This window comes from Burkholderia sp. BCC0506, assembly GCF_902833145.1.
GTDB lineage: Bacteria > Pseudomonadota > Gammaproteobacteria > Burkholderiales > Burkholderiaceae > Burkholderia.
Genome location: NZ_CADFEN010000005.1, coordinates 422096 through 434305, shown reverse-complemented (window position 1 = coordinate 434305; position 12210 = coordinate 422096). Strand labels below are relative to the sequence as shown.

General features: G+C 70.7%; 11 protein-coding genes and 1 riboswitch. Of the genes, 5 read left to right on the top strand and 6 right to left on the bottom strand.

What is annotated here, in order from left to right; all coding sequences use genetic code 11:
- Positions 1-302 precede the first annotated feature (302 nt).
- Genes cobJ through cobG form a run of 4 tightly spaced genes read right to left on the bottom strand, consistent with a single transcriptional unit; the run spans position 303 to position 4771 of the window.
- Positions 303-2024 (bottom strand): precorrin-3B C(17)-methyltransferase, encoded by a 1722-nt coding sequence (gene cobJ, locus HWX62_RS14455; protein WP_175929187.1) that lies wholly within the window; start codon positions 2022-2024, stop codon positions 303-305.
- On the bottom strand, positions 2021-2755 hold the full coding sequence (locus HWX62_RS14450; protein ID WP_175929186.1) for a precorrin-2 C(20)-methyltransferase: 735 nt from the start codon (positions 2753-2755) through the stop codon (positions 2021-2023). Before HWX62_RS14450 ends, cobJ begins: the two co-directional genes overlap by 4 nt.
- Positions 2752-3378: a precorrin-8X methylmutase gene (locus HWX62_RS14445; protein WP_175929185.1), complete on the bottom strand. Its 627-nt coding sequence runs from the start codon at positions 3376-3378 to the stop codon at positions 2752-2754. Before HWX62_RS14445 ends, HWX62_RS14450 begins: the two co-directional genes overlap by 4 nt.
- Entirely contained in the window at positions 3371-4771 is a 1401-nt protein-coding gene (gene cobG, locus HWX62_RS14440) for a precorrin-3B synthase (RefSeq protein ID WP_244136040.1), read from the bottom strand. The genes HWX62_RS14445 and cobG overlap by 8 nt, the downstream gene beginning before the upstream one ends.
- A gap of 67 nt (positions 4772-4838) precedes the next feature.
- Positions 4839-5030, bottom strand: a riboswitch (cobalamin riboswitch).
- 203 nt (positions 5031-5233) lie between these two features.
- Here cobG and cbiE point away from each other — a divergent pair.
- Genes cbiE through cobM form a run of 4 tightly spaced genes read left to right on the top strand, consistent with a single transcriptional unit; the run spans position 5234 to position 9083 of the window.
- Positions 5234-6496: a precorrin-6y C5,15-methyltransferase (decarboxylating) subunit CbiE gene (gene cbiE, locus HWX62_RS14435; protein WP_175929290.1), complete on the top strand. Its 1263-nt coding sequence runs from the start codon at positions 5234-5236 to the stop codon at positions 6494-6496.
- Positions 6496-7584 carry a cobalt-precorrin-5B (C(1))-methyltransferase gene (locus HWX62_RS14430; RefSeq protein WP_175929183.1) on the top strand — a complete coding sequence of 363 codons (1089 nt, stop codon included), beginning with the start codon at positions 6496-6498 and terminating at the stop codon, positions 7582-7584. The genes cbiE and HWX62_RS14430 overlap by 1 nt, the downstream gene beginning before the upstream one ends.
- Positions 7581-8312, top strand: coding sequence for a cobalt-precorrin-6A reductase (locus tag HWX62_RS14425; protein WP_175929182.1), 732 nt, complete (start codon positions 7581-7583; stop codon positions 8310-8312). The genes HWX62_RS14430 and HWX62_RS14425 overlap by 4 nt, the downstream gene beginning before the upstream one ends.
- Positions 8313-8354: 42 nt before the next feature.
- The gene (gene cobM, locus HWX62_RS14420) at positions 8355-9083 is read left to right on the top strand and encodes a precorrin-4 C(11)-methyltransferase (protein ID WP_175929181.1); all 729 of its coding nucleotides are present in this window, start codon (positions 8355-8357) and stop codon (positions 9081-9083) included.
- Between the two features lie 37 nt (positions 9084-9120).
- Here the strand turns inward: cobM and HWX62_RS14415 are convergent, their stop codons facing one another.
- Positions 9121-10299 carry an MFS transporter gene (locus HWX62_RS14415; protein ID WP_175929180.1) on the bottom strand — a complete coding sequence of 393 codons (1179 nt, stop codon included), beginning with the start codon at positions 10297-10299 and terminating at the stop codon, positions 9121-9123.
- 130 nt (positions 10300-10429) lie between these two features.
- Here HWX62_RS14415 and HWX62_RS14410 point away from each other — a divergent pair, with 130 nt between their 5' ends.
- Positions 10430-10951, top strand: coding sequence for a MarR family transcriptional regulator (locus HWX62_RS14410; protein WP_175929179.1), 522 nt, complete (start codon positions 10430-10432; stop codon positions 10949-10951).
- A 218-nt stretch (positions 10952-11169) separates the two neighbouring features.
- Here the strand turns inward: HWX62_RS14410 and HWX62_RS14405 are convergent, their stop codons facing one another.
- Positions 11170-12126: a LysR family transcriptional regulator gene (locus tag HWX62_RS14405; RefSeq protein WP_035975584.1), complete on the bottom strand. Its 957-nt coding sequence runs from the start codon at positions 12124-12126 to the stop codon at positions 11170-11172.
- Positions 12127-12210 lie beyond the last annotated feature (84 nt).

Here is a 12210-nt window from a genome sequence, read left to right as displayed (position 1 = left end):
GCGTATCGCCACCGATCGGGCAGGCACGCGCCCCGTCTGCGGCGTGCCTATCTTGGAGGATTCGCGTCGAATAGGGAATTTAGGTGTTCTTCTTTTTATTATTCGATTCCCGATACGTAACGATCTTGCCGATTCGGTCGCGTTTCGAAACGCGAGGCGGGCATTTTTTCCGGTTGCGTGCGCAACGACCTGCGCATGAACCGGTTCCAGCGAACCGGCGACGCGCGGGCCTGCCGAATGCCGGCCCGCGCGCATCGGCATTCACGCGAGCGCAGCCGGATTCGGCAAGCGCGCCGCGGCGTTCAGCGATACCAGCGCGGCGTATAGACCCATTCGCGAGCGTTGCCGATCGCGAAGCGCCGCGTCGTCGACGAGCCGACGATCACCATCGTGCGCATGTCGACCTGGTCGCTGCGCAGCGCGCCGAGCGTCGTCGTCGCGAGCGTCGCGCCCGGCCGGCCGATGTCGCGGCCGAGCACGACCACCGTGTCGGCCGCGCGATGCGCGCGCACGATGTCGAGCGCGCGGTCGAGCTGCCACGGCCGCGCGCGCGAAATCGGGTTGTAGAACGCCATCACGAGATCGGCTTGCGCCGCGTGTTGCAGACGCGTCTCGATCACGTCCCACGGCTTCAGGTTGTCCGACAGCGAGATCGCGCAGAAATCGTGGCCGAGCGGCGCGCCGGCCTGCGCGGCCGTGGCGAGCGATGCCGAGATGCCGGGCTCCACGCGCAGGTCGACCGCGGCCCATTGCGGGTCGCGGGCTTCATCGAGCGCTTCGAGCACGGCGGCAGCCATCGCGAACACGCCGGGGTCGCCCGACGACACGACCGCGACGCGCCGGCCCTCCGCCGCCAGTTCGAACGCATGGCGCGCGCGCTGCATTTCCTCTCGATTGTCGGTGCCGTGCACGCGCTGGTCCGCCCGAAACGGGCCGGCCATGTTCACGTAGGTCGTATAGCCGAGGATGTCGGTCGCGTCCGCGAGTGCCGCGCGCGCGGCCGGCGTGAGCCAGGCAGCGCCGCCCGGGCCGAGCCCGAGTACCGTCAGGCGGCCGCGTGCGCGGCCGAGCGTGGCCGGGTCGACCGGATGCGATGCCACTGCGCATGCGAGACCGTGCGAGGCCGCACGGATCGTGTGGGTAACGCGCAATGCGCGGTCGAGCAGCGTGGCGGCGTCGACGGGCGCGTCGTGGTCGCCATCGTCATCGTCATCGACGAAACGCAGCGGCACGTCGAGCGTGCTCGCCGCCTGTTCCAGCGCGGCTTCGCCGATCGCCGATGCCGGCGCAACGATGGCCGCGAGCGCCAGCCGCGCGAGGCCCTGGACGTCGAGCGCGGCTGCGATGCGCTCGTCGAGCGCTTCGTCGGCATGCACGGCATCCGCGGCGACGCCGACCACGACGCTGCGCGGATGGATCACGAGTTCGTCGCGCGCGCCGCGCCACGCATCGGGTGTCACGCGAATCGCGTGCGCTGCCGCGGCGTCGCGCGGTAGCGCGACCTCGTCGAGCCACGGCGCGGCGCCGTCGATACGCGTCGACGCGCCCGCGAGCAGGTCGGACACGAAGCGCTTGCCCTGCGCGAGATCGGCGAGCGCATAGCCTTCCGGCGGATTGAGCACGCACGCGCCGAAGCGCAGCTCGCCGCTCGTCGTGATCGCCGGCGCGACGCCGACGCATTCGGCGATTTCGCGCGCGATCGCGTTGACGCCGGTCAGCCCGCCGAGCAGCGGCACGACGGCCGAGCCGTCTTCCGCGACCGCGAGCACCGGCGGCTCGACGCCCTTGTCGGCGAGCGCGGGCGCGAGGCAGCGGATCACGATGCCGGCCGCGCACAGCGCGACGATCGGCGAGCCGCGCGCATAGAGCTCGCCCAGGTGCGCGCCGAGTTCGTCGAACGGCACGTCGGCGTCGACGCGCGACGCAAGACCGTGCACGCGCGCGCCCGGGTAACGCGCCTGGATGCGCCGCGCGGTATCGAGCGCGCCCGCGCCGAGGATCACGATCGCGGGCGCAGTCGTCATCCTTGCCATTTTTCCCCCGGCACGACGAGCAGCGAGAAATACGGCGACGCCATCGGATCGACCTCGTCGAGCGGCACGATGCGCTGGTTCGCCATCGTCGCGCGCTCGACGTACCGCGCGCGCTTCGCGAGCCCAAGTGAGCCGAGCACGCGTCGCACCTTGTCGAAATTGCGGCCGAGCTTCATCACGACGGCCGCGTCGGCCCGCGCGAGCCGTTCGCGCAGTTCGTGCTCGGGCAGCACGCCCGACAGCACCGACAGGCTCTGGTTGCGATAGACGAGCGGCTGGCCGAGCACGGCCGTGCCGCCGAGCATCGCGCACACGCCGGGGATCACCTCGGTGTCGTAACGCGGCGCGAGGCGGTCGTGCAGGTACATGTACGAGCCGTAGAAGAACGGATCGCCTTCGCAGATCACCGCGACGTCGCGGCCCGCATCGAGGTGCGCCGCGACGATCTCGGCCGCGGTGTCGTAGAAATCGGCGATCACCGTCTCGTAGCAGAGCGGCGGCGGCAACGCCTCGGTCGTCACCGGGTAGACGAGCGGCAGTTGCGTCTGCCCGTCGAGCAGGTGCGCTTCGACGATGCCGTACGCGTTGCCTTTCTTGCCCTTCGCGACGAAATACGCGACCACGGGCGCCGCCTGCAGCACGCGCAGCGCCTTGATCGTCATCAGTTCGGGGTCGCCCGGGCCGACGCCGACACCGAACAGCCGTCCGCGCACGCTCGTCATTCGACCTCCGATGCAAGCGCATTGACCGCGGCGGCGGCCATCGCGCTGCCGCCGCGCCGGCCGAGCAGCGCGACGTACGGCACGCCGCGGCTGTCGGCATCGAGCATCGCTTTCGATTCGGCCGCGCCGATGAAGCCGACCGGGAACCCGAGGATCAGCGCGGGGCGCGGCGCGCCGGCGTCGATCATGTCGAGCAGGTGGAACAGCGCGGTCGGCGCATTGCCGATCACGACCACGCTGCCCGCGAGATGCGGGCGCCACAGTTCGAGCGCGGCGGCCGAACGCGTGTTGCCGAGCTGTCGCGCGATGTCGGGCACTTCCGGCTCGCCGAGCGTGCAGATCACGCGGTTGGCCGCGGGCAGCCGCGCGCGCGTGATGCCTTCGGCGACCATCCTCGCGTCGCACAGGATCGGCGCGCCGGCCGCGAGCGCCGTGCGGCCGGCCGTGCCGGCGCCGGGCGAGAAGCGCAGGTCGTACACGACGTCGACCATCCCGCACGCGTGGATCACGCGCACCGCGAGTTTCTCGAGATCGGGCGGGATCTGCGACAGGTCGGCCTCGGTGCGGATCGTCGCGAACGACTGGCGGTAGATTTCCTGCCCGTCGCGGATGTAGTCAAGCATCGGTGGTGTCCTGGCTGTGCCGCGTGCCCATGAGTCGGAGCGCGGCCTGGTCAATCGTCAGATGGCGCGCGAGCGGGGCGCCGAGGCCCGCGGCCGCGTCGCGCCGGTAAAGGTCGTAATGCGCGGGCGCCACCGCGACGAGCGTATGCGCCGCGGGGTGCGGCAGCGCGCAGTGGCGCGCGCATCCGGTCAGATGTACGTCGAGCGGATGGCCGAGGCACGCGGCGAGCGCGCGCGCGTCGTGTTTCGTGTCGGCGTGCGCTTTCGCGCAGCCCGTGCTGCCGGTGCAGGCAACGAGCGTCGCCAGCGGGTCGGACGCCGCGCACACGAGGCCGAGCGACGCGAGCGCGTTGCGCATCGCAGCCGCGCGCTCGTTCGGCACGCCGTGCATGAACACGCCTTGCCACGGCGTCATCGACAGCGTGCCGTCGCCGTCGGCGTCGGCCAGCGCGGCGAGCCGCTCCAGTTGCGCCGCGCCGAGCCGCCCGAGCGCGAATTGCGCGCCGACGCTGCAGCGCGCCGGGTCGCGCGACGGTACCGCGCCGAAACGCAAGACGGGATCGGTTCGCCTGCGCCGCCAGTCGGCAAGCGCAGGATCGGCCGCGAGCGGGAAGGGCAGGTAGTGCCCGGCGCGCTCGAGCAGCGTGCGTTCGTCGCACGTGGCGAGCAACGCACGCATGCGCGTGACGTCGGTCGGCGCGAGATCGAGGAACGCGAGCAGCAGCGCGCGAACCACTGCGACACCCTGATCGGGCGACACGTCGACCGACGCGGGCCGGTCGCCGGACGCAACCGGCGGGCAGCCGGCCAGCCCCGCCGCCAGACGTACCGCACCGTCGCCACGGCGCCATGCGGCGAGCCAGATGTCGTGCGGATGATCGAGCGCCGCGACCGCTTCGCCGCCGTCGAGCAGGATCGAGAATTTCGGCGACAGTTCGCCGCGGCGCGGCTCGCTCGCCAGCATGTCGAGCAGCGGCACGGCGAGTGCGTGGCTGTCGACGAGCGCGGTAGGGTCGTGTCCGGCGAGCGGGCTCAGCATCACGTTGCGGACGTCGTCGCTCGCCGCGAGTGCAGCCGCATCGGCAGCAGTATTGCCCGCGTTTGCGCGCGGGCCGAGCCGCGCGTCGAGCAACGCGTGCGTCAGCGCATCGGTCGCGCCGTCGCGAATGCCGCGCAGTTGAAGATTCGCGCGATTGGTCGCATCGATCGCGCCGGACCCGTACAGGCGCGCGGCGGCCGCGATCGCGCGCGCCTGGCGCGCGTCGAGGCGGCCGCCCGGCAGCTTGATCCGGCACAGTCCGCCGTCGGCGGCCGCGACCACGCGCACGAGCCCCGGGCAGGCCGATGGGCGCACGACGGGCGACGCTGGAATCGAATCGGGGGCGGAATTCAACGGGATACCGGAACAGTGTGGCGCCGCGGCCAACGCATCGGTACACCCCGCCCGACGCCGACTGGCACACACGCACTTTCTGGCCGGCAGGTCTCCTGGCTGACAGGTCGGCGCCGGCTCCCGGCCTTCCCGGTGAAACCAGTGGCATGAGGAGGAGATCGGCTCGCTGTCTACAGTTGCGGGGGCAGCCACAGCGGCGCGCGGCGCGCCCTGTGTTCCCTCTTCGGCCCCGAAGGGCACCGGCGAACGAACGGCCGTAGGATACCCGATTTCTGCCGCGATTCGCGACCGGTTGGCCGTTCGCGGCGCGCGCAACGGGCTACGGTCGGGCGTGGGCGGGCCGGCAGATGAAACCCGGGGTGGAACACGGTACCATGCCGTTTTTTGCAATGCGGACGGCGGCGCCGGCTGCTTTCACGGCCGCGCGGCGACACGATGAAATCGAACGATGGGGAAGGGTGCATGACGGCGTGGCTGACGGTAGTGGGCATCGGCGACGACGGTTACGCGGGGCTCGGGCGCCCCGCGCGGCGCGCGCTGCTCGATGCGACGCACGTGGTCGGCGCGCCGAGGCATCTCGACATGCTGCCCGCGCGGCTGCGCGCGACGCGCGAAGCATGGCCGTCGCCGTTCGACCTGTCGGGGCTGCTCGCGCGCCGCGGCGCGCCCGTGTGCGTGCTCGCGAGCGGCGACCCGATGCTGTTCGGCGTCGGCGCGACGCTCGCGCGCCAGCTTTCTCCCGACGAATGGCGCGTGCTGCCCGCGCCGTCGTCGCTGTCGCTCGCGGCCGCCCGCCTCGGCTGGGCGCTGCAGGACGTCGGCGCGGTGTCGCTCGTCGGGCGTCCGCTCGCGACGCTGGCCCGCCACCTGCTGCCGGGCCGGCGCCTGTTCGTGCTGAGCGCCGACGGCCGCACGCCGGCCGCCGTCGCGGCCGAACTCGCCGCTCGCGGCTTCGGGCCGACACGCGTCAGCGTGTTCGAGCACCTCGGCGGCCCGCTCGAGCGGCGTATCGACGGCCTCGCGCAAGACTGGAACGTCGGCGAAACCGCCGCGCTCAATCTCGTCGCGCTCGACTGCCGCGCAGGCCCCGACGCGCCGCGCCGCGCGCTCACGCCCGGTTTGCCCGACGATGCGTACCGCCACGACGGCCAGCTCACCAAGCGCGACCTGCGCGCGATGACGCTCGGGCGCCTCGCGCCCGCACCCGGCGAACTGCTGTGGGACGTCGGCGCCGGCAGCGGCTCGATCGGCATCGAATGGATGCGCGCGCATCCATCCTGCCAGGCGATCGCGATCGAGGCGCATGCGGAACGGCAGCGCTTCATCGAACACAACCGCGATACGCTCGGCGTGCCGGGCCTGCAGCTCGTCGCGGGCCGTGCGCCGGATGCGCTTGCGGGGCTTGCCGCGCCCGACGCGATCTTCGTCGGCGGCGGCGCGACGGCATCCGGCGTGCTCGACGCATGCTGGGCGTCGCTGAAACCCGGCGGCCGGCTGGTCGCGAACGCGGTCACGCTGCAAGGCGAGATGGCGCTGGCCGCGTGGCGCGATGCGCATGGCGGCACGCTCACGCGCGTATCGCTCGCGCACGCGGAGCCGCTCGGCCGCTTCGACACGTGGCGGCAGCCGCTGCCGGTCACGCTGTACGACGTGCGCAAGCCCGACATGGCAGACGCCGCGGACGCGGCCGGCGTGTCGAATCCGTCGAACGCAACGGACGCGTGATGCGCGACGAAACCCCCGAACAGCCCGCGCCGCTGCGCTTCGGCTACACGACCGGCAGCTGCGCGACCGCGACGTCGCTCGCGGCCGCGCGGCTGCTGCTCGCGGGCCAGGCCGACGACGCGGTCGAGATCGTGCTGCCGAAGGGGCAGCGCGTGATGATGCGGCTCGAATTCTGCCGAACTACCGCCGACGGCGCCGAAGCCGGCACGATCAAGGATGCCGGCGACGATCCGGACGTCACGCACGGCGCGCTGATCTTCGCGCGCGTCGCGCTCGCGGCGACGCCCGGCGTGCGCTTTCATGCCGGGCCGGGCGTCGGCACGGTCACGCGCGCGGGGCTGACGCTGCCGGTCGGCGAACCGGCGATCAACCCGGTGCCGCGCCAGATGATGACCACCCACCTGGAAGCGCTCGCCGCCGAACAAGGCTACGCGGGCGGCTTCGACGTGACGATCGGCGTCGACGGCGGCGAGGCGCTCGCGCTGAAGACGATGAACCCGCGCCTGGGCATCGTCGGCGGGCTGTCGATCCTCGGCACGACCGGCATCGTGCGGCCGTTCTCGTGTTCGGCCTATATCGCGTCGATTCATCAGGGCATCGACGTCGCGCGGGCGAACGGCATCGCGCATATCGCCGCCTGCACCGGCAACGCGAGCGAGGACGCGATGCGCGCGCACTACCATCTGCCCGACATGGCGCTGATCGAGATGGGCGATTTCGCGGGCGCGGTGCTCAAGCACCTGCGGCGCGCGCCGGTCGCCCGCCTGTCGATGTGCGGCGGCTTCGGCAAGCTGAGCAAGCTCGCGGCCGGCCATCTCGACCTGCACAGCCGCCATTCGAGCATCGACCTGCCGCTGCTCGCGCAGTGGGCGGCCGAGGCCGGTGCGAGCGATGCGTTGCAGGCCGCGATGCGCGCCGCGAACACGAGCCAGGAAGCGTTGAAGCTCGCGCAGGCCGACGGCGTGCCGCTCGGCGATCTCGTCTGCACGCACGCGCTGCGGGTGGCGCGCGACATCGTGCCGCCGTCGGTCGCCGTCGAGATGTTCGCGATCGACCGGCAGGGCCGCTTTGTCGGGGAGGCGCGATGAGCCCGCGGATCCTGCTGCTCGGCGGCACCGGCGATGCGCTGAAGATCGCGCGCGCGCTCGGCCCCCGCCACGTCTATAGCCTCGCCGGGCTCGGCAAGACGCCTGACGACTTGCGCTGCGACGTGCGCGTCGGCGGTTTCGGCGGCGCAGCCGGGCTCACAACCTATCTTCGAGACGCCCGCATCGGGCTCGTGATCGACGCAACGCATCCGTATGCCGCGCAAATCAGCGCGAATGCCGCGGCGGCAACGCGCGACGCGGGCGTGCCGCTGTGGGCGCTGCGCCGCGCGCCGTGGACGCCGCAACCGGGCGACGACTGGCGGATGGTCGACGACTGGGCGGGCATCGAGGCCGCGCTTGCGCCGTTCCGGCGGCCGCTGTTCACGCTCGGCCGCGAACCGCTCGCGCATCTCGATGCGATCCCGCCGCACCAGTTCTGGCTCGTGCGCTGCCTCGATGCGCATCCCGGCAACGCCCGTGCGCAGGTCGTCGCCGCGCGCGGGCCGTTCACGCCCGACGGCGAGCGCGCGCTGTTCGCGCTGGCGGGCATCGACGTCGTCGTCAGCAAGAACAGCGGCGGCGGCGCCACCGAAGCCAAGCTCGACGTCGCACGCGAACGCAGGCTGCCGGTCGTGATGCTGCGCCGGCCGCCGCTGCCGGATGCCGACCGCGCGTTCGACTCGGTCGCGGCGCTCATCGATGCACTCGATCCGGCCGCGCGCGCTTGACGCGATGCAGCGATCATCCAACGAATTGACGGAGAAATTTCGATGACGGTGTATTTCATCGGCGCGGGCCCCGGCGACCCGGAGCTGATCACGGTGAAGGGGCAGCGTCTCGTGCGCACGTGCCCGGTGATCCTGTACGCGGGCTCGCTCGTGCCGGCCGCCGTGCTCGACGGTCATCGCGCGGAGCAGGTCGTCAACACGGCCGAACTCGACCTCGATGCGATCGTCGCGCTGCTTGCCGCCGCGCACGCGAAAGGGCAGGACGTCGCGCGCGTGCATTCTGGCGACCCGTCGCTGTACGGCGCGATCGGCGAGCAGATCCGCCGCCTGAAAGCACTCGGGATTCCGTACGAAATCGTGCCGGGCGTGACGGCCACGGCCGCGTGCGCGGCGACGCTCGGCGTCGAACTGACACTGCCCGGCGTCGCGCAGACCGTGATCCTCACGCGCTTCGCGGGCAAGACGACGATGCCCGAAGGCGAGGCGCTCGGCGCGCTCGCCGCGCATCGCGCGACGCTCGCGATCCATCTCGGCGTGCGCCATCTCGCGCGCATCGTCGACGAAGTGTTGCCGCATTACGGTGCCGATTGCCCGGTGGCGGTGGTCTATCGCGCGAGCTGGCCCGACGAGGAACGCGTGACGGGCACGCTGGCCGACATCGTCGGCAAGGTGCAGGGTACGCAGATCGAGCGCACCGCGCTGATCCTGATCGGACGCGTGCTCGACGCCGAAGGGTTCGCGGATTCGACGCTTTACGCGAGCGCGGGCTGAGCGCACCGGCGCTCGCGCCGCAGGCCCGCGGCGTCGCTCAGGCTTGCGCCATGTGCCGCGCCAGCTTCGGCGCAAACCCGGCCGCGAGCGCGAACAGCACGGCACAGAGGCACGCCATCGCGATCCACGCGGACGTCAGGTCCGCGAGACGCTGGCGCACGATGCCGGCCGCGAACGGAAACAAGCCGGCGATCAGGTAGCCAACACCTTGCACGAACCCCGTCAGCGATGCGGCGTCGGCCGGCGTCGTCGCATGGTCGACGGTGACGATCAGCGACAGCGGAAACAGCGCGCCGATTCCCGCGCCGAGCAGCAGGGCGGCCGGCAACGCGAGCGCGTCCGGCGCGGCCAGCATCGCCAGCAACCCGACGAACAGCGACGCGATCGCCGCATGGAGCGCCGGCCGGCGATCGGGCACGCGGTCGATCGTCGCGGAAATCGTCAGCCCCGCGACGACTTCCGCGAGCGTCACGCCGCCGAGCAGGCTGCCGGCCGCGGTCGGCGACCAGCCGAGCCGCATGTAGTACGGCGGCAGCCATGCGAGCACGAGCGTGTATGCGCCCGTCGCGATGCCGAAGAACAGCGCGAGCCGCCATGCGCGCGGCGAACCCGACGGCCGTGCATTCGATACCGACGCCGGCCCGGCGGCAAGCGCGTCGCCACCGCGGCTCGCCAGCGGCCAGGTCAGTGCCGCGACTGCCGCCGGCAACGCCCAGCCCGCCAGCGCGGCAAGCCAGCCCCAGCGCGCCGCGGCGAACGGCGCGACGACGCTCGCGAGCACCGCGCCGCCCATGATCGACGTCGAATAGACGCCCATCGCGCCGCCGATGCGCGTCGCGAAATGCGCCTTCACGAAGCCGGGCAACAGCGCCTGCACCATCGCGATCCCGACGCCCGCGCAGCACGCGCTCGCGAGCAGCAGCCATGCGTGCTGCGCCCCGACGCGCGACGCGCAGGCCAACCCGATCAACGCGACGCCGAGCCACACGCCGCCCGCGATCCCGGTGATGCGCTGCAGGCGCCGCGCGCTTAGCGCGCCGAGCCCCATCAGCAGGATCGGGATCGTCGTCAGCAGGCTGGCCGCGCCGTCGCCGATCCCGGTCGCGCTCTGGATCATGTCGAGCAGCGGGCCGACCGCGGCGAGCGCCGGCCGCAGGTTCAGCCCGACGAGCACGATCGCGGCGAGCCGCCATCCGGGGGAAGTGAAGCGCTTCATCGCAAGGCCCTCGATATCGGTGCGCGGCTGCCAGCGATGCGCCGCGCGTTTTTCAGGTAAAGTATCTCGACATCAAGATAAATGCTGATTTATCTCGACGTCAAGATAACTGGCAAGCCGAGGAGGGTTAATGGATCGAGCCGAGCACGCGCTCGCGCAATGGCGCGCCGAGCGTCCGGATCTCGACGCAACGTCGATGGTGGTGATGGGGCGGCTGCAGGAAGCCGCGCTCGTGATCGCGCGCGATCGTCTCAATCCGTTGTTCGCGCGCTACGGCATGCAGCCGGGCGAGTTCGACGTGCTCGCGACGCTGCGGCGCAGCGGTGCGCCGTACGCGCTGACGCCGACCGCGCTGTACGACGCACTGATGATGTCGTCGGGCGGGATGACCGCGCGCATCGATCGGCTGCAGAAGGCGGGGTGGGTCGAGCGCCGGCCAAACCCGGCCGACGGGCGCGGCACGCTCGTCGCGCTGACGGATGCCGGGCGCACGCTGATCGACGAAGCGGTTGTCGCGCACATCGACAACCAGCGTGAGTTGCTGGCCGTGTTGTCGGCCGCGGAACAGGCGCAGTTGTCGCAGCTGCTGGGGAAGTTGTTGGCGGGGCTGGAAGGTGCGACGCCGGAAGGGGGCGGAGGGAACTCGCGTTGAAGAATGCGTGATGGAAACGTACGCGGCAGGCAAAAGAGTTCTTCGTTAATTTTCGTGGGCGTCGCTGGCCGACCCGGAGTCGCCTTTCACCGCATCGGACGTGCAACGTCGGTTTGTAGATCTTCAGCGGTCGCCCGATGAATACTTCCGGTCGTCGCGATGCTGCGCACGCAGTTTCCACGCGGCACCACTGAGGTGACGTGAACGATGGCTAACTGCTACACGCTATAGATATCCAAGGCATCCGTAGGCACATGCAATTTGCTATCCGCCGTTAGCGCTTCCAGCAGATGTTTCACGGTAACTTGCACTCGTGGCGCGACAAGCGCCCGGTGTGGATACTGCATCACCATCTCATAGCTTCCGGGATGGTGAAACCTGTGGAGAATGACCTTCAGCGCACCGGAACGCAACCGATCCCACGCAAGATGCACCCCGACCTCCGCGATGCCAACGCTATCGCACGCCGCTTGCACCAGCGATTCCGGTGCGGATAGTGTCAGCATTGCCTTGCCGGAGGGGTCGATCGTCGTGATGCTTTTGTCGTCGCCCGTGAAGTTCCATGGCGCGACCTGGCCGCTCAGGAATCGCCGTGCAATGAGCCGGTGCGCGTGCAACGCATCCGGCGTCTCGGGCACGCCATGGTTCGCCAGATAGTCGGGAGACGCTACCAGTACCGTATTCAAGCGACAAATGGGGCGAGTCACGAGCGCGGAATCGGGGATGTTGCCGCCTCTTACCGCAATGTCGTAGCCGTCCCGGACAATATCGATGACCCGATCGTCGAAATCGACCTCGACCGACAGCGCCGGGTAGCGAGCGAGCAGCGCGGGCAGCGCCGGAAGCACGTGGTTATGTCCGAAGGCGGCACTCGTCGAAATCCGCACGCGCCCGGCCGGCACGGCCCGCTGGGCGGAAACCGTATCGATCGCGGCATCCAGTGTTTCAAGTGCGATGCGCGCGTGGCGCAAAAACGCCTCGCCTTCCTCTGTGAGTTTGAGTGTGCGGGTCGTCCGGTTCATCAGCCGCACACCCAATGCTTTTTCGAGGCCCGCCACGTTCTTGCTCACGGCAGCCGACGTGACGCCCAATTGTCGGGCCGCTGCCGCAAAACTTCCCGCATCCACGGCCTGGACGAGAGAAATGATGGCTCGAACACGCTGCGAAGAATCCACATTTCCTCCATGACTGACATCGCGCCGACCTGTCGTCGCGCAGCCGGATTCTAAACTTGCAGTTGAGGGTGGTTCAACCCTGCC